This window comes from Burkholderia sp. BE17 (genome assembly GCF_009362305.1).
Taxonomy (GTDB): domain Bacteria; phylum Pseudomonadota; class Gammaproteobacteria; order Burkholderiales; family Burkholderiaceae; genus Burkholderia; species Burkholderia pyrrocinia_C.
This window is the reverse complement of the sequence record NZ_WHNU01000007.1, coordinates 42,462-65,463: the sequence shown is the minus strand read 5'-3', so window position 1 is coordinate 65,463 and position 23,002 is coordinate 42,462. Positions and strand designations below refer to the sequence as shown.

At 67.4% G+C, this 23,002-nt stretch carries 20 protein-coding genes and 1 pseudogene; 8 read left to right on the top strand and 13 right to left on the bottom strand.

The genetic code is table 11. The features are described from left to right. Positions 1-827: 827 nt before the first annotated feature. From GD429_RS08540 to GD429_RS08525, 4 genes are all read right to left on the bottom strand, one after another. Positions 828-1,730, bottom strand: coding sequence for a ferritin-like domain-containing protein (locus GD429_RS08540; RefSeq protein ID WP_152856532.1), 903 nt, complete (start codon positions 1,728-1,730; stop codon positions 828-830). Between the two features lie 93 nt (positions 1,731-1,823). After that, positions 1,824-2,042, bottom strand: coding sequence for a transcriptional regulator (locus GD429_RS08535; protein ID WP_152856531.1), 219 nt, complete (start codon positions 2,040-2,042; stop codon positions 1,824-1,826). Positions 2,043-2,314: 272 nt separating this feature from the next. Next, positions 2,315-2,965 (bottom strand): NADPH-dependent FMN reductase, encoded by a 651-nt coding sequence (locus tag GD429_RS08530; RefSeq protein WP_072444516.1) that lies wholly within the window; start codon positions 2,963-2,965, stop codon positions 2,315-2,317. Positions 2,966-3,275: 310 nt separating this feature from the next. Continuing rightward, entirely contained in the window at positions 3,276-3,581 is a 306-nt protein-coding gene (locus GD429_RS08525) for an NIPSNAP family protein (RefSeq protein ID WP_034180841.1), read from the bottom strand. Between the two features lie 281 nt (positions 3,582-3,862). On the opposite strand from GD429_RS08525, the gene GD429_RS08520 reads away from it, so the two are divergent. Continuing rightward, on the top strand, positions 3,863-4,651 hold the full coding sequence (locus GD429_RS08520) for a GNAT family N-acetyltransferase (protein ID WP_152856530.1): 789 nt from the start codon (positions 3,863-3,865) through the stop codon (positions 4,649-4,651). Between the two features lie 359 nt (positions 4,652-5,010). Here the strand turns inward: GD429_RS08520 and GD429_RS08515 are convergent, their stop codons facing one another. Further along, positions 5,011-6,375 carry a DUF3999 domain-containing protein gene (locus GD429_RS08515; RefSeq protein ID WP_152856529.1) on the bottom strand — a complete coding sequence of 455 codons (1,365 nt, stop codon included), beginning with the start codon at positions 6,373-6,375 and terminating at the stop codon, positions 5,011-5,013. Then, positions 6,372-9,794, bottom strand: a complete 3,423-nt coding sequence (locus GD429_RS08510) for a DUF2339 domain-containing protein (protein WP_152856528.1) — start codon at positions 9,792-9,794, stop codon at positions 6,372-6,374. The genes GD429_RS08515 and GD429_RS08510 overlap by 4 nt, the downstream gene beginning before the upstream one ends. A 416-nt stretch (positions 9,795-10,210) precedes the next feature. Here GD429_RS08510 and GD429_RS08500 point away from each other — a divergent pair. The 4 genes and pseudogenes from GD429_RS08500 to GD429_RS08480 form a co-directional block, all read left to right on the top strand. Beyond that, positions 10,211-11,620: pseudogene (locus GD429_RS08500) on the top strand (quaternary amine ABC transporter ATP-binding protein); the annotation flags it as partial. Beyond that, positions 11,613-12,509, top strand: coding sequence for a choline ABC transporter permease subunit (gene choW / locus GD429_RS08495; RefSeq protein WP_152856527.1), 897 nt, complete (start codon positions 11,613-11,615; stop codon positions 12,507-12,509). The pseudogene GD429_RS08500 and the gene choW, both read left to right, overlap by 8 nt. Before the next feature lie 392 nt (positions 12,510-12,901). After that, a complete protein-coding gene (locus GD429_RS08485) occupies positions 12,902-13,900 on the top strand; it encodes a GlxA family transcriptional regulator (protein WP_046549694.1) in 999 nt (332 codons plus the stop codon). Between the two features lie 98 nt (positions 13,901-13,998). Next, complete coding sequence (locus GD429_RS08480) at positions 13,999-14,946, top strand: choline ABC transporter substrate-binding protein (protein ID WP_152856526.1); 948 nt, start codon at positions 13,999-14,001, stop codon at positions 14,944-14,946. Between the two features lie 137 nt (positions 14,947-15,083). On the opposite strand, the gene GD429_RS08475 is transcribed toward GD429_RS08480, so the two are convergent. Then, positions 15,084-15,509, bottom strand: a complete 426-nt coding sequence (locus GD429_RS08475) for a PACE efflux transporter (protein WP_321574473.1) — start codon at positions 15,507-15,509, stop codon at positions 15,084-15,086. 147 nt (positions 15,510-15,656) lie between these two features. Here GD429_RS08475 and GD429_RS08470 point away from each other — a divergent pair, with 147 nt between their 5' ends. Continuing rightward, positions 15,657-16,631, top strand: coding sequence for a LysR substrate-binding domain-containing protein (locus tag GD429_RS08470; protein WP_321574472.1), 975 nt, complete (start codon positions 15,657-15,659; stop codon positions 16,629-16,631). Positions 16,632-16,676: 45 nt separating this feature from the next. Here GD429_RS08470 and GD429_RS08465 read toward each other — a convergent pair whose 3' ends face one another. The 3 genes from GD429_RS08465 to GD429_RS08455 form a co-directional block, all read right to left on the bottom strand. Then, on the bottom strand, positions 16,677-17,825 hold the full coding sequence (locus tag GD429_RS08465) for a WD40/YVTN/BNR-like repeat-containing protein (RefSeq protein WP_152856525.1): 1,149 nt from the start codon (positions 17,823-17,825) through the stop codon (positions 16,677-16,679). A 67-nt stretch (positions 17,826-17,892) separates the two neighbouring features. Continuing rightward, complete coding sequence (locus tag GD429_RS08460; protein WP_152856524.1) at positions 17,893-18,162, bottom strand: MoaD/ThiS family protein; 270 nt, start codon at positions 18,160-18,162, stop codon at positions 17,893-17,895. 121 nt (positions 18,163-18,283) lie between these two features. Beyond that, positions 18,284-18,973 carry an aspartyl/asparaginyl beta-hydroxylase domain-containing protein gene (locus GD429_RS08455; protein ID WP_152856523.1) on the bottom strand — a complete coding sequence of 230 codons (690 nt, stop codon included), beginning with the start codon at positions 18,971-18,973 and terminating at the stop codon, positions 18,284-18,286. Positions 18,974-19,215: 242 nt separating this feature from the next. On the opposite strand from GD429_RS08455, the gene GD429_RS08450 reads away from it, so the two are divergent. Continuing rightward, a complete protein-coding gene (locus tag GD429_RS08450) occupies positions 19,216-19,563 on the top strand; it encodes a DUF4148 domain-containing protein (protein ID WP_152856522.1) in 348 nt (115 codons plus the stop codon). A 71-nt stretch (positions 19,564-19,634) separates the two neighbouring features. Further along, complete coding sequence (locus GD429_RS08445) at positions 19,635-19,910, top strand: DUF4148 domain-containing protein (RefSeq protein WP_152856601.1); 276 nt, start codon at positions 19,635-19,637, stop codon at positions 19,908-19,910. Positions 19,911-20,182: 272 nt separating this feature from the next. Here GD429_RS08445 and GD429_RS08440 read toward each other — a convergent pair whose 3' ends face one another. The 3 genes from GD429_RS08440 to GD429_RS08430 form a co-directional block, all read right to left on the bottom strand. After that, the gene (locus GD429_RS08440; RefSeq protein WP_152856521.1) at positions 20,183-20,710 is read right to left on the bottom strand and encodes a cytochrome b; all 528 of its coding nucleotides are present in this window, start codon (positions 20,708-20,710) and stop codon (positions 20,183-20,185) included. A 69-nt stretch (positions 20,711-20,779) separates the two neighbouring features. Further along, positions 20,780-22,243: an ATP-binding protein gene (locus GD429_RS08435; protein WP_152856520.1), complete on the bottom strand. Its 1,464-nt coding sequence runs from the start codon at positions 22,241-22,243 to the stop codon at positions 20,780-20,782. Continuing rightward, positions 22,240-22,899, bottom strand: a complete 660-nt coding sequence (locus GD429_RS08430; RefSeq protein WP_152856519.1) for a response regulator — start codon at positions 22,897-22,899, stop codon at positions 22,240-22,242. Before GD429_RS08430 ends, GD429_RS08435 begins: the two co-directional genes overlap by 4 nt. Positions 22,900-23,002: the final 103 nt, after the last annotated feature.

The window sequence follows — 23,002 nt, the reverse complement described above, 5'->3', positions numbered from 1 at the left end:
GTCTCGAGCCAAATAGTAAGACAAATGAAATAGCAAACGTTTGCGGAGATGGTCGTCCTTTCTTTATTGTAATATTCAGATGTTTGTCGATTGATAATATCTTGAGCATCTTGTTTTCTTGTTAATTATTGGTTTTTTGGTGGTTTTTATTTTGTTTTGTCTTGTTATCTATAAATCAACTTAATTTGAAATTTTGAATTTACGGGTATGCTGATTTGCGCATCCTGTCAGCCGCGGTTGCCCCGTATGGCGGGCGTTCCGGGCCGGCGGGATCGTCGTATTTGTAAAAAAGTGCAACAGAGCGATAGCCAGGGTCGTTAGCATTCAACTATCGGATTTGTCTTATTGACGATTTCGTCAATTTACGTATTGGGGCGGGTTTGGGGTGCGTATCGAACCGCCCCGGGAGGTGGCACCCGCGCGGCGCTTGTCTGCACGGGGCGACACGTTGTCGATGACACCGGTCAGCGTCGTCGGCGGCGCTCCCGAATCGTCGATCCTGGATGCGACAGGTGCCCGGCATGCGGCGCGCGTGTCGCAAAAAAAGGGCAGGGGTAAGTGTGTCGGGCGCGCCACATCCGGCCGCCGGATGCAGGTCGGCGCGGCCCCGCATCGGATGCGACGGAGCCGAATCGAGCGGGGTGTGCGGTCGAACGTCCGCCTGTATGGAGCCTGCGACAGGTGTCCCGGACGAAACCGGCACCGGCGCCGGTGGTCAGTCCGCGCGGCGGTGCATCGACGGCGACGGGGCGCGCAACGGCGACAGCGGAACCGGCGAGCGTGCAACACGCGCCGGCTCACGCATCCCGCGGCCGCGCCCCTCGACCTTACTTCTTGAGAAACCGCAGCGCGAACCGCGCCATCCGCGGCACGAACATCGGGCGCAGCAGGCGCTTGTCGTAACCGGCCATCCGCCGGTCGTTCTCGACGAGACACAGCTCGATCAGCTCGCGCGGGTTCAGCGCCTCGCCGATGTCGGCGGTGCCGGTCGCCGGGAAGTTCGCGTCACGCGCGACGCCGTCGGCATCGATGCCGCGCGCGATGCCGATGCGGTCGCGGATCAGGTGCACCCAAACGGCCGCGACGCGCGCGAAGAACCACGGCCGGCGCCACCACGGGATCGTGCGCCGGTACCACGCATACCAGTTCGCGAAGAACAGGATGTGGCGGCCTTCTTCCTGGATCACGGGCTCGAAGGTATCGACGAGTTCGGGCGGGAAATAACCGGAGCGCTGCGCGGAGCGGAACAGGCCGAACGCGAAGAAGCTGTCGATGCATTCGCTGAAGCCCGTCATCATCCACGACCACTCGGGGTCCTTCGGCGCCGGGTAGGCCGGCTCGGGCGCGAGCCGGATGCCGTAGGCCTCGACGAGCTTCGACAGTACGACCTTGTGGCGCGCTTCCTCGCCGCCGTCCATCTCGAGCGCGCGGCGCAGCAGCGGATCGCCGACCGTCGCTGCGTAGGTCGCCACGCGAATCGACGCGCGGCCTTCGGTTTGCACCGCGATGTCCCAGATCGGCAGCGACGTGAGCCGCCTGAGTTCGTCGGGCTTGAGCGCCGGCCAGTCGATCACGGCCGGCTTGTACGGGTTGTGTGTGTCGAGCAGCATGCGACAGAACATCTGCTTGTGCGCATCGGAACCGATCCTGACCGGACCTTGCCTCTCGAAGGTCCAGTTGCGCATCGCGTGATCTGCGGCTGCGTGCTCTTCCTGCAGCGTGTCAGTCATGGCTATTGTTATGCGATTACGGGCCGAAAGATTCTTGCATAGCTTCCGTAAACGCGTATTTTCGAGCGGCCATGCGCGCCGGCCAGGCGTGCGTCACGCGTGCGTGTCGACCCAGAGGCGGCCCCAGCGGGACGCATAGGCGAGCGCGTGCTCCTCCTCGAAGAAGAAATCGATCGCGTCGAACGAAACGGAGCGCGGCGACGAGCCGCCGCTCGCCTTCTCGATCGTCAGGTTGGCGGCGAACAGCCCGTTCGGCAACCGGGCGGCAGCGGGGGCGACTTCATAGCCCTTGTAGCGGATCGTACGGGTCATGGCGTGCGCGGAGAAAGTTCGGACTTTCAGCGTACGAAAACCCGCCGGCCGCGTGAACCAATCTTTCGGCCAATGCAAATCACGCGGCGGGCCGAATCGTTATCGAGCGGGGATGCCGGGGAAGGGTATTCGACGCGAAGCGTCGGCGCGGCCTGAGCGTCGCGCTGCGTCGGCGCGCGCAGCACATGCCGCACATCGCCGCGCGTCCGAAGACGCGCCGCCCGCGCACGGCGAACCTCGTCGGCCGGGCGCGGGCGGCGGAGTGAAGGGGATTACTGGTTGGCGACCTTCAGCACGGGTGCGAGTGCGTCGACCGATGCCGCGTGCGTGGTCGCGCGATGCGACGCGAATGCGAGCGCGAACTCGGCGGCTTGCGCGCCGACCGTCTCGAGCTGCGCGACGACCTTCGGATCCGAGCAGCTGTCGGCGCTTTCGAAGCGCGTTTCGAGCGTGTTGACGGTCGCGCCGAACGGCGTCGGCCAGCCGCGCAGCGCATGGACGATCGAACGCAGCGACGTCAGCACGGTGCCGGCTGCTTGCCAGCCGTACGCGGTGACGATCAGGCCGACCGCGCGGCCGTCGAGATAGGGGCGATCGTCCGCGCGCAGTTCCTCGAGCGTGTCGAGCGCGTTCTTCACGAGGCCGGAGACGCCGCCGTGATAGCCGGGCGTCGCGATGATGATCGCGTCGGCCTGGCGCACGGCGTCGATCAGTTCGCGTTGCGCGTCGGTCAGCGTTTTGTGTTCGGGGGCGTAGTGCGGCAGCGTATGCAGGAACGGGCCGTCGAACAGGCGCGTGCGCGCGCCGGCGGCCTGCGCGCCGCGCAGCGCGAACGACAGCGCGCGTTCAGTCGACGACGCTGCTCGGGTGGTACCGCCGATGCCGACGACGAACGGGCGGCGGTGTTGATCGAATGCAGTCAAGGGGCGCTCCTCGGGGATGGCTTGCCCGGCTAAGCACAGGCTTAAAACCAGATGGTAACGACCCCGTCGCCACTCTGAAAACGACTTTTCGTTCTATCGATATGCCGCGCGGCGGGGGCAATCGTGTGCGCGGCCGCGCAGATCGATAGCAGAAATGCTTGGTTGGGACGGTGCACCACGGTCGATAAGATGGGCCCGTCTCCTCCATGATGTCTCTACTGACATGGGTTGGCCCCGCCGCGCGGATGCAGGCGGGGCTTTTTTTCGTCCCGGCCGGGAAACGGGGCGCCATGCCGGCGGACGTCGCCGGTTACTCGAATACCGGCCGGAAGAAGCTGCGTTCGTAGCTGACGATGCAGCGCGTTTCCTCCGCATAGCGGAACGCGGCCTGGCACGCCGGATCGTCCTTCGAGCGTTCGCGGTAGCGTTCGTACTCGGCGAGGCTCGGGAACGAGAACATCGCGAGCGCGATGTCGTTCGCGCCTTCGGACGGCAGGAAATAGCCGTGATGCGTGCCGCCGAACTTTTCGACGAGCGGAATCCACATCTTGCCGTAGGTTTCGAACTGGTCGAGCTTGTACGGATCGATGACGTAGCGGAGGAAGCAGGTGACCATGAGCGCTCGCGGTGCGGTGACGGAACAGCGAGTCTGGATCGCGTCGCCGCAGGTGTCAACGGAGCGCGTGCGGGGCGTCGATACCGTCGCGGGATTCGTTGCTTGCGCGAACAACGATCGGCGCACTTTCATGCGTTCGCAACGACGTTGGCAGAGCGGCGCCACGTACCGTCGCGACCGATTTTCCCGCGCGCATTTCCCCAAACTTTTACGACATTTTTTCTTGCGACGGGGACTGGCGCGCTCATAGACTTCGGGCATCCCAACCACGGAGCACTGCGATGTCGAACCCCTGGAACGCGATTGCCGAACGTCTCCCTGCCGCGCCGCCTTCCGTGTGCGCCGACCGGGTGGTCGTACGGCGTTTCGATCCGGCAGTCGACAGCTATGCGCAACTCACGCCGATGCTGCATCGCGCGTTCGCGCGGCTCGGCGCGATGGGGCTCAACTGCACGTGCGTCGATCAGGACGAGGACGTCACGCGCCGCCGCGCGGAAGCGGGCGAGTGCTACGTCGCCGTGTGTGGCGGGCGCGTGATCGGCACGGCCACGCTGTATGGGGCCGATCCGTCTTCGGCCTGCTCGCTGTACCGGCGGGACGGCGTCGCGAGCGTGCGTCAGGTAGCCGTGGATCCCGATTGCCAGAGCCGCGGGATCGGCGCATTGCTGCTGTCGTTCGCCGAGCAGTGGGCCGCGTTGCGCGGCTATACGCTGCTCGCGCTGGATACGCCGCATCCCGCTTCGCATCTGCTGGCGTTCTACGGCGCGCAGGGTTTCGAGGTCGTCGACGTGATGCGCTTCGCCGGCAAGCGTTACGACAGCGCGATCCTGTGCAAGCGGCCCGTCGCGCACGTCGTGCGCCGCGTGTCGCCGGCGTCGCGGCTGGCCGCGCGCGTGGCGTCCGTGCGCCGTTTGGCGTATGCATTGCCGGCGCGCGTCGTTGCAGTGGCACGGCGCGACCTGCGCGTGCGCCGTGGCGCGGGATGGGCGGCACGACTCGCGGCCGGCGCCGCGAGTTGCCGTTCGTCGCCGTGGCGGCCGCGTCAGCACGGGCGCTACACGTTCGGCTGAGCGTCGCGCACCGGCTTTTCCCTGGTTTTACCGCGTAAACGTCGCGTGAGCGGAGTGTGGCGCTTCCGCTCGAGTACGGCCCATGAGACCCCCCCGCCGCGCTGCGGCGAAACGGATGTTTACGCGCTTTTTATGCGTTGCTGCGATCCTTTGCCGAGATATTCACGCGAACCTTCATAAGATGGTTCACGTGGAAACGGATGCTGCACGACCGTGCGCGCGACGGCGTCGGCCCGCGAAGATCGATGCCGAACGCCGCCACGACGGCTCTTCGCAGTTACGCGTTGCGGCCGTCGAAAGAAACAGGTGTGCCGGATAAACGCTGCATAAAGGCGGGCGATGGATGCGGGCGCGTCGCGTCACTCGTCGCGGTTGCGCGGCTCGCCGCCGCCTTTCGCGAGACGCCAGGCAATCGTGCCGAGCGCACCGACCGCGATCACCAGCGACGCCCACAGCACGTAGCGGCGCTTCGCGTCCGTATCGGCCGCCGCCGGCGCGACAGCCGAAACCGGCAGCGCCGTGCCGACGCGCGCGGGCCGGACTTCGGGCGCCATGCCGACCAGCAGTGCGTCGCGGTTTACGGCCGACGACACGAGCGACGCGTCGCCGACGCCGAGCGTAAACGGCGGCGTGCCGCGTGCGACGAAGGTCAGCGCGGCCGGGTGCCAGCCGATCACGACGGCCGGCTGGCCGGCGCCGAATCCGCCGTTGCGCATGTCGACGACGATCCGCCACGTGCGATCCGTGTTCGCCGCGAACTCGAGCGGCGGATTGCGCTGCTCGCCGGCCTTGCCCTGCAGCCGGAACAGCACGGCGCCCGCGACGTCGCGCCACGGCGCCTGTGCATCGGCGCGGCTTTGCAGCGTCGCGCGCGCGACGGTGTTCGGCTGCGGCAGGTCGATGCGTACGCGGTCGATCGGATACGCGCCGTCGGTGTCGAACAGATACTCGCCGGGCGCGCTGCCGGCCCGTACGCGCGCGGCGTCGCGCCATTGACGCGGCACGGATGCGGTGTCCGTCCCGCGCGCGTCGCGCGGATGCGTCTCGACGTCGATCGACGCGATCGCGGGCGCGCCGTCGAGCCAGTCCAGCCGCAGGTAGCGCGGCGCCGCGCCATCGAGCCCGATGCGTTCCTGCACCAGCATGTCGTCGCCGCGGCCGACCTTCAGCAGCTGCGTGCTGCCGAGCGAGCGCCAGTTGCGCAGGTCGTCGCTGGCGTCGACGGCGACGCGCCCCTGGTAGCTGTCGTCGCCCACGTGCACGAGCAGCGCGTCGATGGCGCCGTTCGCACGCGACAGGTCGACGAGATCCGCGCCGCGCTTTGCCGGCGACGGCGTGGCGACGGCCGCGCGCAGCGAGCCGTCGGGGCCGACCGTCACGCCGAGCGGCGCGTTGCCTTTATCGGCGCGCACCGGCGGCAGCGGGAACCAGTGCACCGGCGTGCGCGAGGTCGGCACGGCGGGCGCGGCCGCCGCGGGTGCGTCGAGCGAATACGGAACCGGCTCGCCCGCGCCGTTGAAGACGCGCACGTCGCCGAGATCGTCGCGCCGGCTGGCCGCATACACGGGCTGCGGCACGGTGAGCTGGTAATACGCGGCGTTGCCGTCGAGGTCGAGCGAGAAGCGCTGCGCGACGCGCCCGGCGCCCGGCGTGCCGTCGGCAGCCGCGAACGACGCGAACGACGCGAGCAGGCTCAGTCCGAGCAGGGCGGCGAGTCGCTTCATTGCGGGTCGTCCTGGTGGGCCGCGGCCTTCGGCGGCAGCGGCGAGAAATAGCCGATCAACAGCAGCAGCACGCCGATGCCGATGAACGACACGATGCGCTCGATGCCGGTTACGTGCGACAGGTCGAACAGGAACAGCTTGACGACCGTGAGCGCGAGCAGCGCGGCGCCGACGAACCACAGCGGACGCAGCCCGCGGCGCGTGGCCCAGATCGTCGTCGCGAGCGCGCAGACCGTCCAGTACACGGACACCGACGCCTGCACGAGCGTCGATTCGGCCATCGCGCCGAACTCGTACGGCACGCCGGCCCAGTGATGCAGCGCGCGCAGCAGGATCGCGTTCAGCCACAGGAACACGGTCGCACCGGCCGCACTCGTCAGTTCGACGCGATATTTGTCGAACGACCAGCCGAGCTTGCGCGCACGCACGAACCACGTCGCGGCGAGTGCATAGACGACCGCGAGCACGAGATCGAGCGGGTTGAAGAGTGGCACGCGCGCCCAGCTTCCGCCGTCCTGCGTGAAGTTCGCATAGAAGGTCCACACCCACATCACGACGATCAGCGGCAGCGACGCGAGTGCACACACGCGGGCGATGCCGTCGCGGCGCGTCAGCCACATGCCGGCGAACGCGAACAGGCTCCAGCCGACCATGAACACCTGCTGGATGCCGAACGACGACAGCACGGTGTCGATGCCGTAGGCCATGTGGAAGCGCTGATGCAGCGTGCGCAGCATCAGCGCGTTGAACCACAGGAATACGGTTGCGATCGCAACATAGTCGACCGCGCGCGGATGCCACGCGATGCCGAGCGTCTTCAGGCGGCGCAGCCACGCGGCGAACGCGACGAAGACCAGGAATTGCGCGATGTCGAGCGGATTGAGCAGCGGCAGCCAGAAGAGCGGCGATGCGTCGCCGTCGCTGGTCGCGCTGGCAATGCTCCACAGCCACAGCAGCGCGGCGAGCGGCGCCGCGCCCCATACCTGGTAAGCGTGCGGGAATGCCGCGACGGGCCAGCGCAGGCGCGAGCCGGGGCCCGATACGAGCAGGAGCAGCGCACCGAAACCGTAGGCCCACGCGCTCCAGCTCCACGCGCCTTCGGGCACGAATGCGCGCAGGCGCCAGAAGCCTTCGAGCGACAGCAACCCGCACAGGGTCCAGAACATCAGCGTATGCAGCGGCGCGATCACGCCTGCGGCGATGGATGGGCCGATGCCGGATGCCGCACCCTTCGCGGCATCGGCGCTTGCCGATCCGCGCGACCGGCGCCACAGCAGCGCAAGACCCGCGCCGACGGAGACGGGCCACGCGAACGCGCCCATGCCCGACAGCGGCGCTTCGTACGCATCGAACGCGCGCAACGCGAGCAGCGCCAGCACCGGCGTCAGCGCGAGCGCGGGCCATTCGGCGAGCGGCCATGCCAGCCTGCGGCGCGCGACGTGTGCGAGCCACGCGGTGCCGGCCGCGAACAGCGCGGTTGCGTCGACGACGAAGCGGTCGGCATGCAGGTCGACGTGGCGGCTCGCGTAGACGAGGATCTCGTGCAGCCCGCCGCTCACCCACCACAGCAGCCCCCACGCCGCGGCCGCGGCGCCGATCTCGGGCATCCACGCGTGCCACGCGCGCGCTTCGCCGCGCCCGTGCAGCCACCAGCCGGTGAACAGGCCGGCGAGCGCGATCAGCAGCATCGCGATATACGGGCTGTTGAGCACGGGCAGCGCGGTTGCGTCGGCCGGCCCGAGCAGGCTCGTGAAGAACGCGCCGGCCGCGGCGACCTGCATCAGCAGGCCGAAGCCGAACGGCAGCAGGCGCTTCTGGCGCACCGCGAGCCACACGATGGCCGCGCCTTCGATCGCCCAGGCGGCACTCGTCGTCGGGCCCGAGAACGCGAGCGGCACGGCCAGCGTCGCGAAGATCACCGCGAGCGCGAGCATCGCCTCGAACAGCAGCGCGAGGCGGTCGCGGCGCCGCGCGAGCCATGCGGCGACCGCGACGTAGAACGCCGACAGCGCGACGGCGCTCCACGCGAGCCCGAACGGCATGCCCTTCACGAGCGACGCCTGCAGCGCGGTCGCGACGATCGGCGTGCCGAACACGAGCGTGCCGTCCACGTAGTGCCGCAGCGCGAGTTCGCGTTTCACCGCATACAGCAGTGCGATGCCGACATACATCAGGAAGAACAGGATGAGGAACGGCTCGGTGCTCGCGAACAGCGCGGGGCGGTAGGCCGTCACGCCCCATGCCGAGCCGATCGTGAACGTGAACACGAAGCCGAGCAGGTTCAGCGGGCGCCACGCCTTGAACCACGCGATCGCGAAGATTCCCGCGTTCAGCAGTGCGTAGTAGCTGAACAGCGCGACATGGTTGCCCTGGCCGGTCGACAGCAGCACCGGCGCGAGAAAGCCGCCCGCGCTGCCCATGAACGCGAGCGGCAGCGCGTTCTGCTTCACCGCGAGGAACGCGCTCAGCGCGCAGACCGCGACCATCAGCGGAAACGCGGCGCCGACGGGCAGCAGCGCATAAAGCTTGGTCGCGGCGAAGATCGTCAGGTACAGGATGCCGACGCCTCCGCCTTGCAGCACGAGGCCGTACGCGGCGCGGCGCGCGCGCACGCGCCAGCCGATCGCGAGCAGCGCGGCCGCGGCGAGCGCGGTGCCCGCGAGGCGGAATTCGATCGGCAGCATGTTGTTGTCGGCCGCGTACTTGAGCAGGAACGCGACGCCGAAGAACAGCACGATGATCCCGACGCGCACGACCGTGTTGCCGCCGAGCAGCCAGTCGCGCGCGGCGCTGAATGCACGTTCGGCGATGCCGGGTTCGCGCGGCGCGGGCGGGGTGGGGCGAGCGGGTGCGGCCGGTGCGTTCGTCGTCTCATTCGTCGTCGCGTCGGCGGCGGCGGGAACGGCGGCGCGCGCCGCGGTTGCGGGCGCCGCGCCAGGCGCCGGCATCGATGCAGAGGCAGGCGTGCCCGCGCGCGCGGCGGCTGCGGTGGCGGGTTGCGCAGGTATCGTCGGTGGCGTTGCCGAAGCAGGGGGCGACAGCGGAGCGGGCGGGGCGCCGGCCGCAGCGGGCGAAGGCGTTTGCGCGGCACTGCCGGCACCGGCCACACCGGCCACACCGGCCTTCGCGCCGGCGAGCTGGGCGCGCAGCGAATCGAGTTCGCGCGTGAGTGTTTCAACGGTTGCTTCGAGGCGCGCGACGCGATCGGCGAGCGGCGCCGGCGTGGGTGGCGGCGTCGCGGGCATCGCGAACGTGTCGGGTGTTGTGCTGTTGCTCTTGAGTGTGTGTTGCCGCAGCGCATGACCGATGCAGAACCCGACGGCGGCGCCGAGCAGCGAGCCGTTCGCGGCCGAGAAATCCCCGATCGATGCGGCGATGCCGCCCACGATGAAGCCGATTACGGCGAATGCCCAGTTCAACGCCTTACTCCCTCTCTCGTATCGTTATCGTCCTTCGCTCGCGGCTCGCACCGGATCGAGGCGGGTTCAGCACGGCCGGCAGGCGAACCGGCAAGTGCGCGCCGTTGGCGGATCGTCGCGCGCAAGGCGCGCGGCAACGGCGCGATCGGCGTGTTTGCCGGCAATGTATCACAGCGAGCATGCGGGATTTTCTGGGTTGCGGACGGGCCCCGATGCGTGCGTGATCTCCGGTAATGACGACCGCGCGGCACGTGTTTTTCTGTACGGTCATGCTTTTTTCGGCTGGCCGAAAGGCACGGCGAGACGGCCGCTGGGATGCATTGATCTGACGACAGTCGCGACGCCGGCTGATCGGACGTGAAATTGTCGCAAAACGACGTGCGCCCGCTGCGAGTTGGCGCAAAAAACCATGCGATGCGCGCCGCGCTGCTGCGCACAAGGCCGGCGTGCGATGCCCGTCGTTATTGGGCGCGCGCGTATTGCGCCGCCGCAATCGGGGGTCGCCGCGTGCCGCGGCCCGCCTGGCGGGGCTGGAGGCCGTGTCGTATTTGCGCAAGCGTTTGTCGTAATTCGTCGGCAGGCCGGGGTTTTTTCTAGCAACTATGTAGGCACGCTATGACTCGCGTGAGTCCCCGCTACACGAGGAGAAGGTTTCGATGGATGCCCCCAAGGTTGTAGTCGAAGGTCTGTGCAAGGTATTTGGAAGTAACCCGCAGCAGGCGCTCGACATGCTCGCCGCCGGTGCGACGAAGGATGACGTGCTCAAGCGCACCGGCCAGGTCGTCGGCGTGCACAACGTCTCCTTCGATGTGCAGGAAGGCGAGATTTTCGTGCTGATGGGCCTGTCCGGCTCCGGTAAATCCACGCTGATCCGCCTCGTGAACCGGCTCGTCGACCCGAGCGCGGGCAAGGTGATGATCGACGGGCTCGACGTCGCGTCGGCGCGCCGCTCGGCGCTCACCGCGCTGCGCCGCAAGGACATGAGCATGGTGTTCCAGTCGTTCGCGCTGATGCCGCATCGCACCGTGGTGTCGAACGCCGCGTTCGGCCTCGAGGTCGCGGGCATCGGCAAGAAGGAACGCGAACGGCGCGCGATGGAGGTGCTCGAGCAGGTCGGTCTCGCACCGTTTTCGCACAAGCTGCCGTCCGAGCTGTCGGGCGGCATGCAGCAGCGCGTCGGCCTCGCACGCGCGCTTGCCGTGAACCCGTCGCTGATGATCATGGACGAGGCGTTCTCCGCGCTCGACCCGCTGAAGCGCAGGGAAATGCAGGACGTGCTGCTGCAGCTCCAGAAGGAACAGCGCCGCACGATCATGTTCGTGTCGCACGATCTCGAGGAAGCGCTGCGCATCGGCAACCGCATCGCGATCATGGAAGGCGGCCGGCTCGTGCAGGTCGGCACGCCGCAGGACATCATCGCGAACCCGGCCGACGACTACGTGCGCGCGTTCTTCGACGGCATCGACACGAGCCGCTACCTCACTGCCGGCGACCTGATGCAGACGGGTGCCGTGCCGACCATGTCGAAGTGCGATGCCGCGAACGTCGCGGCGACGCTGAACGGCAGCGCCGAATACGCGTTCGTGCTCGACGCGCAACGCAAGATCCGCGGCTTCGTCACGCGCGATGCGATCGGTCAGGACACGCCGTCCGTGCGGCCGGTCGAGAGCATCCGGCGCGATGCGTCGCTCGAACATGTCGTCGCGCGCGTGGTCGCGAGCCCGAATGCACTGCCCGTCGTCGACGACGACGGCTGCTACTGCGGCTCGGTCGATCGTGCGCTCATCCTGAAGGCCATCACGCGTTCGCGAGGTTCCCATGTCTGAAATGATTCCGCTCGGTACCTGGGTCGACCAGTCCGTTCATTACCTGCTCGACCACGACGCGAAGACGTTCGACGCGATCGGTCAAGCGATCGAGGGTCTCGCGGCGATCGTCGAACACGGTCTGCAGGCGATCCCGATGTGGCTGATGATGGCAATCTTCATCGGCGTCGGGCTGTGGCGGGTGGGCTGGCGTTTCGCGCTGTTCACCACCGCGTCGCTGCTCCTGATCTTCGCGACGGGCTTCTGGGATCAGACGGTCATCACGCTCGGCCTCACGCTGTCGTCGACGATCATCAGCCTCGTGCTCGGCATCCCGCTCGGCATCTGGGCCGCGAAGAGCAAGTGGGTCGCCGCGACCGTGCGTCCGATCCTCGACCTGATGCAGACGATGCCGGCGTTCGTCTACCTGATTCCGGCCGCGATGCTGTTCGGTCTCGGCCGCGTGCCGGGGATCCTGTCGACGGTGATCTTCGCGATGCCGCCTGCCGTGCGCCTGACGAGCCTCGGTATCCGCCACGTGAACCGCGAGATCGTCGAAGCCGGCCAGGCATTCGGCTGCACGCCGTGGCAACTGCTGTACAAGGTGCAGTTCCCGAACGCGCTGCCGTCGATCATGCAGGGCGTGAACCAGACGATCATGATGGCGCTGTCGATGGTGATCATCGCGTCGATGGTCGGCGCGGGCGGCCTCGGCAACGACGTGCTCGCGAGTATCCAGCGCCTCGACATCGGCCTCGGTTTCGAAAGCGGTCTGTCGGTCGTGCTGCTCGCGATCATTCTCGACCGCATTACCGAGAGCTTCGGCCGCGCGCCGGGCACCGTTAAGGCGCCGCTGTTCTCGGGCCTCAAGCAGCTCTTTCGTGTGAAGGCTGCGCCCGCGCAGGCCTGACCGGCTGGCGGCCGGCCGGACTTCCGGCCGCCTTCCCTGAATCGATAACGGCTTTCGCGGCATTCGCCGCGGGGCTGGCCCCCTGCAACCTCCTCGAGGGTCTGTTTCCAGATGGAACGCACATGCGAATGCCCGAAATCGCTCGCAGGGCAAGGAGGGAGGAGCGCCGTTTGGCCGAGCCAAACAAGCGACGAGCGACGCCGCCATGCGGGCGATTTCGGGCATTCCCGTGGAATGATTATCAAGTTTGGGGTTGCCACGAGAACGGCCGCTCGCCGCGAGGCGCTCCTTGCGAATACGCCGAGTATTCGCGGCGTCGCGCGCCTCGCGAGCGGCCGTTTTCGTGGCAACGCATGCGCGTTCCATCTGGAAACAGACCCTAGGAGACCGATGTGACGTCCGCCGTCGCTGTTGCGCCCGCCGCCTGCGTTTCACCGGTTTCGTCCCTCGCCCATTTCGGCTTCCTGACGCTGCCGAACTTCTCGATGATCGCGTTTTCGAGCGCCGTCGAAGTGCTTCGGATGGCGAACTACGTCGGGCGCGCCGATCACTACAAGTGGTCGATCTACTCGCTCGACGGCGCCCCCGCGCATGCCAGCAACGGCATTGCGGTGCGACCCACGCAGGCGCTCGACTACACGAACCTGCCCGACGTGATGATCGTGTGCGGCGGCATCCGCATCCGCGACGTGGTCGACGAAGGCGCGCGCGATACGCTCGCGGCGCTCGCCGAACGCGGGCTGCCGCTCGGCGGCATCTGCACGGGCGCGTACGCGCTGATGTCGAGCGGGCTGCTCGACGGCTATCGCTGCACCGTGCACTGGGAGAACCTGTCCGCGCTGCATTCCGAGTTTCCGCAGGTCGGCTTCGCCGACGAGCTGTTCGTCGTCGACCGCGACCGGCTGACCTGCACGGGCGGCACCGCGCCGCTCGACCTGATGCTGAACCTCGTCGGCATGCGGTTCGGCCAGCAGCTTGCCGCGCAGGTGTCGGAGCAGTTCATCCTGGAGCGCATCCGCAGCTCGACCGACACGCAGCCGATTCCCGTCGATGCGCGCGTCGGCTTCTCGCGCGCCGAGCTGATCGAGGTCGTGCGGCTGATGGAGGCGAACATCGAGGAGCCGCTGTCGCTCGAGGAGCTCGCGCGGCTCGTGCGGCTGTCGCAGCGGCATCTGCAGCGGATGTTCAAGGTGTACCTGAACGTGTCGCCGACCCACTATTACCTGACGCTGCGCCTGAAACGCGCACGCGACCTGCTGCGTACGACCGATGCGTCGATCGCACGCGTGACGACGGTCTGCGGTTTTCATTCGCCGTGTCATTTCAGCAAGGCGTACCGCGCGCAGTTTGGCCATGCGCCGAGCTACGAGCGCAGGCTGCCGGGGCGCTGACAGTTTGTACGGCCCGCGACGTCGCCGGGATCGCGGCGCGCGGTTTCAATAAGAGATCCCGCATTCATGCAAACGACATCACTTTGAGGAGAAGAAAGATGAAGCGCCTATTGATCGCAGCGGTGTGCGGGATCGGGATAACCGCGCCGATGTCGGCCGTTTATGCGGCCGATCCGCCCGTATGCAAGAACGTGCGCTTCGCGGATGTCGGCTGGTCCGACATCGCGGCGACCACGGGCCTCGCATCGACGATGCTGCAGGGGCTCGGCTACAGCCCGACGAAGACGATCGCATCGGTGCCGATCACGTTCGCGGGGATCAAGAGCAAGCAGATCGACGTGTTCCTCGGCTACTGGTCGCCGACGATGGACCCGATCATCCAGCCGTTCACGAAGGCCGGCTCGATCAAGGTGCTCTCGACGCCGAACCTGACCGGCGCGAAATACACGCTCGCGGTGCCCGACTACGTGTACCAGGGCGGCCTGAAGTCGTTCGCGGACATCCAGAAGTACGCGGACAAGCTGAACGGCAAGATCTACGGGATCGAGCCGGGCAACGACGGCAACCTGCTGATCAAGAAGATGATCGACGGCAACCAGTTCGGCCTCGGCAAGTTCAAGATGGTCGAGTCGAGCGAGGCCGGGATGCTGGTCGAGGTGAACCGCGCGATCCGCGACAAGCAGTGGATTGTGTTTCTCGGCTGGGAACCGCATCCGATGAACGTGCAGATGAAGATCGACTACCTGAGCGGCGGTGACGACGTGTTCGGCCCGAACTACGGCGAGGCGAAGGTGCTGACGGCAACGCCGCCCGACTACGCGCAGCGCTGCCCGAACGTCGCGAAGTTCGTGTCGAACCTGCAGTTCACGACGACGATCGAGAATCACGTGATGATGCCGATCATGAACAAGGAAGACCCGAACAAGGCGGCGGCCGCGTGGCTGAAGGCGAACCCGCAGGCGCTCGACAAGTGGCTCGCGGGCGTGACGACCCTCGACGGGAAGCCGGGTCTGCCGGCGGTGAAGGCTTATCTCGGCGTGCATTGAGCGTCGACGTGGCTGGCGCGCCTGCTGAAGGCGGCGCGCCGGCGTGATGAAGCGCGGCCCTTCCGCATCGTGCGGGCGGGCCGCGTTGCTTTTTGGGCCTCGAGTCGACTGGCGAAGCGCCGGGCAGCGAACGACCGTCACAACCCCTTCGTCGCCGCCGGCACGTCGAACACACGATCGAACGCCCACTGGAACACGAACGCGTAACAGAAGAAGAACGCGAACAGCCCGATGTCGACGACGAACGCGTCGAACCACGAGATGTCGAGCCACCACGACACGACGGGCACGAGCATGAAGATCAGCCCGCCTTCGAATCCGGTGGCGTGCAGGATGCGGCGCCCGAGCGTGCGCGCCGGCTGCCGGCGCGTCGCTTCCCAGCGCTCGAACAGCGCGTTGAAGATCATGTTCCACAGCAGCGCGATCGCCGACATCGTCGCCGACAGCGCGCCCGAATAGACGAGGTCCTGCTTGAAGATCGCCGCGATCGCGGGCGAGATGCAGGAGATGGCGATCGCTTCGTAGAGCACCGCCTGCGTGATCCTGCGCGGTAGGCCTTGCACGTGGTTTCTCCGGTTCGACGGCAACCGCCGCGGCACCGTGCCGCGACGTTCCGCAAGGCTATTCGCGTTGCACGCCTGCTTCAATTCACCTAATCTCACCCCGATTGAATCGAATTCAACCCGGCCGCATCCGGCCCGCGAGGCTCCGTGTTCTCGAAAATTCCCCTGACCGCATTGCGTGTATTCGAGTCGTCGGCGCGGCTCGGCACGTTCAAGGCCGCCGCGGACGAGCTGTCCGTGACGCCGGCCGCCGTGTCGCACCAGATCAAGGCGCTCGAAAGCCGGCTCGGCGTGTTGCTGTTCGAGCGCGGCGCGAGCGGCGTGCGGCTCACGGAGGAGGGCGAGCGGCTGTTTCGCGCGAGTCACGATGCATTGCTTGCGCTGAGCCGCGGGCTCGACGCGGTGCGGCCCGAAGCGGCCGACGAGCGGACGCTCGTGCTGACCACCACGCCGGCATTTGCCTCGATGTGGCTGATTCCTCGCCTTGGCCGGTTCCGCCGCGTCGATCCGCAATTGAACATCAAGGTCGAAACCGGCAACGCGCTCGCCGATCTCGAACGCGACGCGCGAATCGATCTCGCGATCCGCGCGACGTCGCGCACGTTTCCGGCGCTGCGCGAGATCGCGCTGATCGACGAGTATTTCGGCGCGTATGCTGCTGCCGGGTTCGATGCGCATCGTTCGGACGAGCGTCTCGATTTGATCGAGACCGTGTGGGATACGCCGCTGCCGGTGTCGATCGACTGGGCGTCGTGGTGTCGCGCGGCCAGTCGCGAGACGTGGCTCGAACGCGCGGTGTTCCGGCATTACGACGACGAGCAATACGCGTTGCAGGCGGTGTTGCTCGGGCAGGGCGTCGCGTTGTTGAGTTCGGTGCTGGTGGCCGAGCACGTCGAGCGCGGCGCGCTGATGCCGATCGAGCCGTCGGTGCGGCTCGACGGCGCACGCTTCGTCGCGCTGTGCCGGCCCGGGCGGGAACGCGAGCCGCAGGTCAGGCGGTTTCTCGACTGGCTCGAAGCGGAAATCGCGCACACGCGTGCGGCGGTGGCGCGGATCGCGCCGGGCGAGCGCCGCGTCGATGCGCCTATCGACGTACCTATCGACGCGCGATCCGGCGAGTGATCGGGAATCCGGACGTATCGGCCTCCGGTTGCCCGCGTTACGCCGTCACCCGAACCTGACGCAATACACCGGCGGCAAATGCGCCGACACCATCTGCCAGTTTTCACCGCCGTCGCCGGAGGTCCATAACCCGCCGGTCGTCGACGCCATCGCAAGGCGCGTGCCGGAATCGTCCACCGCGAGCCCGTGCCGGTACACGAGGTCGTACGCGGGCGCGGCCGGCAACCCGTTCGACAGGCTCTCGAAACTGCGGCCGCCGTCGCGCGTGCGCGTGACGACGAACCGGCCGTTCACCGGAATCCGGCAGGCATCCTTCACGGCCGGCACGAACCACGCCGTGTCCGGTTCGTCGGGATGCACGGCGACCGCGAAGCCGAAGCTCGAGGGCTGCGCCTCGATGCGTCGCCAGTGCTCGGCGCCGTCGGTCGAGCGGAAGATCGCGCAGTGATGCTGCGTCCACAGCACGTCCGGGTTGGCCGCGCACTGCACGACGCGGTGCGGGTCCTGCACGTTCGGCTCGCCGCGCCGCTCGGGCGGCATGTAGTCGGCTTCCATGCCGTCGGCGGTCACGCGCCAGGTCGCGCCGCCGTCGACGGTTTGCCAGACGCCGCCGCACGAGATGCCGACCGTCACGTGCCGGCTGTCACGCGGATCGACCATCACCGAATGGATGCCCGGCGCGTCGTACCCGCCGCCGCCCCACTCGGCGCGTTCCGGGCGATCCCACAGCGGGCGGTTGAGCACCCACGAGTCGCCGTAATCGTCGGAGCGGAACAGCCCGCCGGGTATCGTGCCGGCCCACAGTGCGCCCGGCTCGTCGGTGCCGCCGGCTTCGAGCGACCAGATCTGCTGAAGCGTCCAGGGCGGCTGCGGCGGGACGGGGGGCTCGTCGTCCGCGTTGCCCGTGCCTGCACGTGCGACGGCGCTGGCGGGCGGTTCGTCGGCAGGCTGCGGCGGATAAACGGGGACTGCGCATTCTTCCCAGTCGGTGGCGCCCGCTCGCCTGCGGTGCAGCTTTACGCCGAAATGGCCGAGGTTGAGTGCGGCGTACAGCGTTCCGTCACGCGGGTCGGAGAGTGCCATGCTGACCGGTTCGCCGACGAAATGCGGTTCGCCGAGCGTCCAGCCGCCGTTGCCGTCGGGCTGCAGAACGAACAGGCCCTTGCGGGTGGCGACGAGCAATCGATCGTTCATGTCGGGTGTCTCCTGATTGCCTGACCGGGTGCGTCAGCGTTTGGTCGGGGCTGATGCATAAGTCCCTTTATCCGCCCGTCAGCGCCTGCACGACATAAACCCGGCTGGCGTCGCCGAGCGCATCGGACAGGCGTTGTCGGTCGCGCACCGGCTGGCCGTCGATGAATACCGACAGATGCTTGCGCAGTGCACCCTGGTCGTCGACGATGTAGCCGCGCAGTCGCGGCTGCTTGCTGAAAACGGTGTCGAATGCTTCGCCGAGCGTGTGTGCGTCGATCTCGCGCTCGGGCGTTTCGACGTGCCGCTGGATCGAAGCGGCGAAGAAGATATGCGCCATGGCAGTGGCTGGCAGGAGCCGCGCGAAGGGGACGGTCTGTAGTTTAGGCGATCCGTCGGGGGGTGAAAGTCGGGACGGCGTCGCACGGGCGCGGCCGGTCCGGCGTGCTGCCCCGTTGCCGCTAAACCGGAATCGACCGCCCCCGCACCCGAATCCCGAGCCGCACGACGCCGATCACCGCATTCGATAGCCACGTGAGCAAACGCGGCATCCCGCGCCGGCGGACATCGAGCAGCAGCACGATCCGCACTTCGTCGCTGTCGTTCCACGCCTCGTGCATGAACGTGTCGTCCCACAGCAGGAAGCGGCCCTCGTCGAGCCGGTATTCGCGGCCATCCACTTTCAGCACGGCGGCCGGCGTGCCGTCCGCGCGCTTCGGCATCGACAGCACGAGATAGCCGCGCAGGATGCCGCGAAACGGCCCGCGATGCGGCGGAATGTGCTTGCCCGGCGCGAGGAACGACAACGATGCGGACAGCACGTCCGGCGACGCCGCGACGATCGACGCGACCGTCGGGCAGCGCGACAGGTTGCGCGGGAACGGCTGGCCGTACGCCTGCATGATGAACATCCGCCAGTCGCGCGCATCGTTGGCCGAGATGTCGTACTGCTCGCGCATGATCTCGTGGAAGCGCGGGATGCGCGGCATGTCGCGCGCTACCGCAAGCGCTTCCGCGCGGATGGCAGGCCATGCGCGCACGAAACGCTCGGCATCCGGGAACGCGGCCGTATCGAGCACCGCGCCGCCGTCGATATGGCGGTCGTACAGCGTGCGGAGCAGGCCGGCTGCGTAATCGTAAGCGGCGGACATGGTCGATCGATGAGCGATCCGTATGAGGTGGCGTCAGTCTGCCCGAAGCGCGACGGGCGCTGCGTTACGTCAGGTTACGCCGGCTGACGAAAGAATGACAGTTCGATGACCGGCCGACGCAAGCGGCCCGGAAAGCAGGAAAACACAAACGGCCCGAGCCGCGACGCGCGGGAATAAACGAACCTCCTCCGTCGTCATACGGGTGTAGCACATCGTCTCGTTGACTTCTTGAGGAGTGGAACATGAACAAGCATTGGCTGGTGGCTGCCACCGCGGCGGCAATTTCTCTCGCGGGTGTCGCGACGCAAGCGTCGGCACAGGCGCTCACGCGAGCACAGGTCAGGCAGGAACTGATCGACGCCGAGAACAACGGGCTGCGCTTCGTGACCGATACGTCGTATCCGGACGTGAGCCCGCTCTTCCAGCGGCAGGCAGAACAGATGCCGCAGCGTCAGTCCAGCACGGCGGTCGGTAGCGATCCGGCCGTTTCATCCGAAGCCGGCAAGCCGGCGGCGATGTCGCCGCGCCAGCAGCGCCCGGCCGCGTGCGTCGGCCCTGCGAGCTTCTGCACGATCTATTTCGGAAGCTGATTCAACTGCCGGCGTTCGCAGGTCAGGTATTCACAACGGTTGATCGATATGGAATATTGAAGGAGTTCATGATGAAAACATATATCGCAGTACTGATGATGATCGGAGCGATCGTCGGTCAGTCGGCCTTCGCGCAATCGGCCGCACCGCTGACGCGCGCGCAGGTTCGCGACGAGCTGATGCGCCTGGAAGCGGCCGGGTACGACCCGGCGAAGGGAGACGACGGCGAGTATCCGGCGGATATCCAGGCCGCGGAAGCGAAGCTCGCCGAGCAGGATCGGGCCCGGCAGGCGGCCGCCGCCACGCATGCGCCGGCCCCCGGTATGCCGGCTCAGATCAGCAACTAGGTGTCGATATGTACGCGTGTGGCTTGTGGCCGTCGTGTTCGCGGTACGGCAATCCGCGTGCCCTGCGCACCGCTCGACGTGGCCGAAGGGCGCCGGCAGCAGTGCCGCTCGTCGCACGCCGCTTCGCGCGGCGTCGCGATCATCTCGCCAACCGGTCCCGATGGGTCGGCAGGTTGATCGCGCGATGAACAGGAGGGCAGGCGATGTCGCGAACCGGAACAATCCGGTTCATGCCGGCAATGCGATGGTGCGCCGAAACAGGGGCGAGGCGATCACCACGGCATCATGCGCTGAACGATCTGATCGCGCAGCACGAAGCGGTGCGCCAGCGCGGCTGCCACGTGCAGGCAAATGCCGGCGAACAGCACCCATGCGAGGATGCCGTGCACGTCGCCCATCGCGTGACCGAATCCGGAGCCGGCCGCCGACAGCGCCGGCAACGGGATGACACCGACCAGCGTCACGGCCCATGCGCGCGACGATGCGTTGATCCAGCCGAGCAGCGGCACTGCGATCAGCAGTGCGTAGAGCGCGAAATGCGTCACGCCGGACAGCGCGCGCGTCGCGGGCGACAGGTCGCTCTCGGGCGGGCGATGCGTCACGCGCCACAGCACGCGGCAAGCCATCGCCGCGAGCAACGCGGTACCCACGATCAAGTGCGCGGCGATCAGGCCGATCGGTTGCGTATCGCGATGCACGTCGGGCATCGTCCAGCCGATCGCGTACTGCGCGACGACCAGCGCCACGATCAGCCAGTGAAGAAAGCGTGCAACTGCGTCATATCGGGTGGGCGTGGGCATGAAAACTCCTGACGAATGGCGGGAATCATATATATCGGCGAATTCTACGGGTGAATCCTTAACGAAACGTTAAGCACCCGGCATCGCGTGCGATCGATCGTCGTGTTCGTCGGCCGGCGCAGTGCGCGGCATCGATCCGGCCGTGTTCGCCGACGGCAGCGCGACGACGACGCCAAGGCCCTGACCGCCGATGCCAGGCTCGAACTGCACGGTGCCGCCGAAGTATTGCGCGATTCGTGTGACGATTGACAGCCCGAGCCCGCTGCCGGGCGATTGCGTGCCGCTGCCGCGATAGAAGCGATCGCCGAGCCGCTCGTGCTCGCCGGGAGCGACGCCTGGCCCGTCGTCGCGCACGACGATGCGTTGCAGCGTGCCATCGTCGTGCACGCCGAGTTCGATGCGGCCACCGCGGCGGCCGTACTTGACGGCGTTGTCGACGAGATTGTCGAGCAGGATGCCGATCAGGATCGGATCGGCCTCGATCGCGCGTTCGGATGTGTCGCCGGTCACGATCTCGATGGCCTTGTCCGACGCCTTTCCCAGATGGCGATCGACGGCGGCGTCGACGAGTTCGCGGACGACGACGGCGCGCGTCGGTATGCGTTCGTATTCGTCGAGCCGGGCGAGCAACAACAACTGTTCGGCGAGGCGCGCACTGCGGTCGACGCCTTGCACGACGCGCTGCATTGCAAGCTGTTTGCGCGCCGGATCGTCGGTCGCGATCGCCACCTGGGCCTGAACCTTGATTGCGGCCAGCGGCGTCTTGAGTTCGTGCGCAGCGTCTGACGTGAATGCACGCTCGCGCACGATCGATTGCCGCAGCCTCGCCAGCAGGCGATCGATCGCGTCGACCAGCGTGCGCACTTCCTCCGGCACGGTGGCGATGCCGAGCGGTTCGAGCGATCGTGCATCGCGTGCGCCGATCAGCGTCGACAGCGTCTTCAACGGCGCGAGACTGCGCCCGATCAGATACCAGAGGAGGAGCGCCAGCACCGGGAGCGCGACGATCAGCGGCAAGACGATGCCGCGTGCGATGCCGGTCGCCAGGTCGCTGCGCGTGTTGAGCGTTTCCATCACGCGTATCCAGCGCCCCGACGCGTTGTCGCGCAGCGTGTGCGTGCGCCATTGCGTGTTGCCGATGACGATCGTCCGCGGGGCGCCGCGCGGTTCGCGTGCATCGGGCAGGCCGGCGGCGTCGGCCGGCAGGTTCGATGCGACGACGTGGTCCTGCGCGTCGCGCACCTCGAACAGCATGTCGCGCGGCAGGCGATCGCCGTCGTTGTCGGGGCCCGCTCTCGATTCGCCGAGCGCGAGTTCGACGCGCGCGTCGGGCGGAAAGCGGGCGAGGCGGGCGAGGTCGGCCGGCGAGAGACCGACGAGCAGCGACGCGTACTCGGCAAGGCGCGCGTCCTCCCATTCGCCGATCTCGCGCGTGGCGTGCCGGAAGCTGCCGAACACGGCGACGATCCACACGACGATGACGCAGCCGAGCGCCATCGCCGACACGCGGCGGCGTATCGAGCGCGAGATCATGGCGGGTCGACGACGTAGCCGATGCCGCGGACGGTGCGGATCAATTCCGCGCCGAGCTTCTTGCGCAGGTTCGAGATATGGACCTCGATCGCATTGCTTTCGATGCCTTCCTGCCAGCCGTACAGGCCGTCCTCGAGGCGCGCGCGCGACTGGGGCGTGCCCGGGTGGCTGACGAGCTGAACCAGGATGGTCCATTCGCGCGCGGTGAGCGCGACGCGCGACGCATCGCGTGTCACCGTGTGGGTGGTCAGGTCGATCGTGATGTCGCGCCATACGATCTCGTCGCCGGCGCGGCCCTGCGAGCGGCGCACGAGCGCGCGACAGCGGGCGAGCACCTCGGACAGTTCGAACGGTTTCGCGAGATAGTCGTCCGCGCCGTCGTCGAGGCCGCGCACGCGGTCGGCCACGGTGCCGCGCGCGGTCAGCACCAGCACCGGCACCGTATCGCCCGCATCGCGCAACGCTCGCAGCAGTTCCGTTCCCGAGATGCCGGGCAGGCCGAGATCGAGCACGACGAGCGCGAAGCGCGTCGTCGCGAGGGCCGCGGCGGCGGCGTGTCCGTCGCGCAGCCAGTCGACGTGATAGCCGGCCTGGCTCAGGCTGACCTCGAGGCCGCTGCCGATCAGATCGTCGTCTTCAACAAGGAGGAGTCGCATGGTCGATTCGCGTGCAGGTGTCTGCGATTGTACGAGCCCGACTGTGCGTGCCAGGCAACCGATTGTAGTTGAGCGATCTCAAACATCGCCCGATTCTGAAGAA

Excerpts from the sequence above, each read along its gene's own strand:
- GD429_RS08540 (WP_152856532.1), bottom strand. The coding sequence starts at position 1,730 with ATGACTGACACGCTGCAGGAAGAGCACGCAGCCGCAGATCACGCGATG.
- GD429_RS08535 (WP_152856531.1), bottom strand. The coding sequence starts at position 2,042 with ATGACCCGTACGATCCGCTACAAGGGCTATGAAGTCGCCCCCGCTGCC.
- GD429_RS08525 (WP_034180841.1), bottom strand. The coding sequence starts at position 3,581 with ATGGTCACCTGCTTCCTCCGCTACGTCATCGATCCGTACAAGCTCGAC.
- GD429_RS08520 (WP_152856530.1), top strand. The coding sequence starts at position 3,863 with ATGTCGAACCCCTGGAACGCGATTGCCGAACGTCTCCCTGCCGCGCCG.
- GD429_RS08515 (WP_152856529.1), bottom strand. The coding sequence starts at position 6,375 with ATGAAGCGACTCGCCGCCCTGCTCGGACTGAGCCTGCTCGCGTCGTTC.
- choW (WP_152856527.1), top strand. The coding sequence starts at position 11,613 with ATGTCTGAAATGATTCCGCTCGGTACCTGGGTCGACCAGTCCGTTCAT.
- GD429_RS08480 (WP_152856526.1), top strand. The coding sequence starts at position 13,999 with ATGAAGCGCCTATTGATCGCAGCGGTGTGCGGGATCGGGATAACCGCG.
- GD429_RS08465 (WP_152856525.1), bottom strand. The coding sequence starts at position 17,825 with ATGAACGATCGATTGCTCGTCGCCACCCGCAAGGGCCTGTTCGTTCTG.
- GD429_RS08460 (WP_152856524.1), bottom strand. The coding sequence starts at position 18,162 with ATGGCGCATATCTTCTTCGCCGCTTCGATCCAGCGGCACGTCGAAACG.
- GD429_RS08455 (WP_152856523.1), bottom strand. The coding sequence starts at position 18,973 with ATGTCCGCCGCTTACGATTACGCAGCCGGCCTGCTCCGCACGCTGTAC.
- GD429_RS08450 (WP_152856522.1), top strand. The coding sequence starts at position 19,216 with ATGAACAAGCATTGGCTGGTGGCTGCCACCGCGGCGGCAATTTCTCTC.
- GD429_RS08445 (WP_152856601.1), top strand. The coding sequence starts at position 19,635 with ATGAAAACATATATCGCAGTACTGATGATGATCGGAGCGATCGTCGGT.
- GD429_RS08440 (WP_152856521.1), bottom strand. The coding sequence starts at position 20,710 with ATGCCCACGCCCACCCGATATGACGCAGTTGCACGCTTTCTTCACTGG.
- GD429_RS08435 (WP_152856520.1), bottom strand. The coding sequence starts at position 22,243 with ATGATCTCGCGCTCGATACGCCGCCGCGTGTCGGCGATGGCGCTCGGC.
- GD429_RS08430 (WP_152856519.1), bottom strand. The coding sequence starts at position 22,899 with ATGCGACTCCTCCTTGTTGAAGACGACGATCTGATCGGCAGCGGCCTC.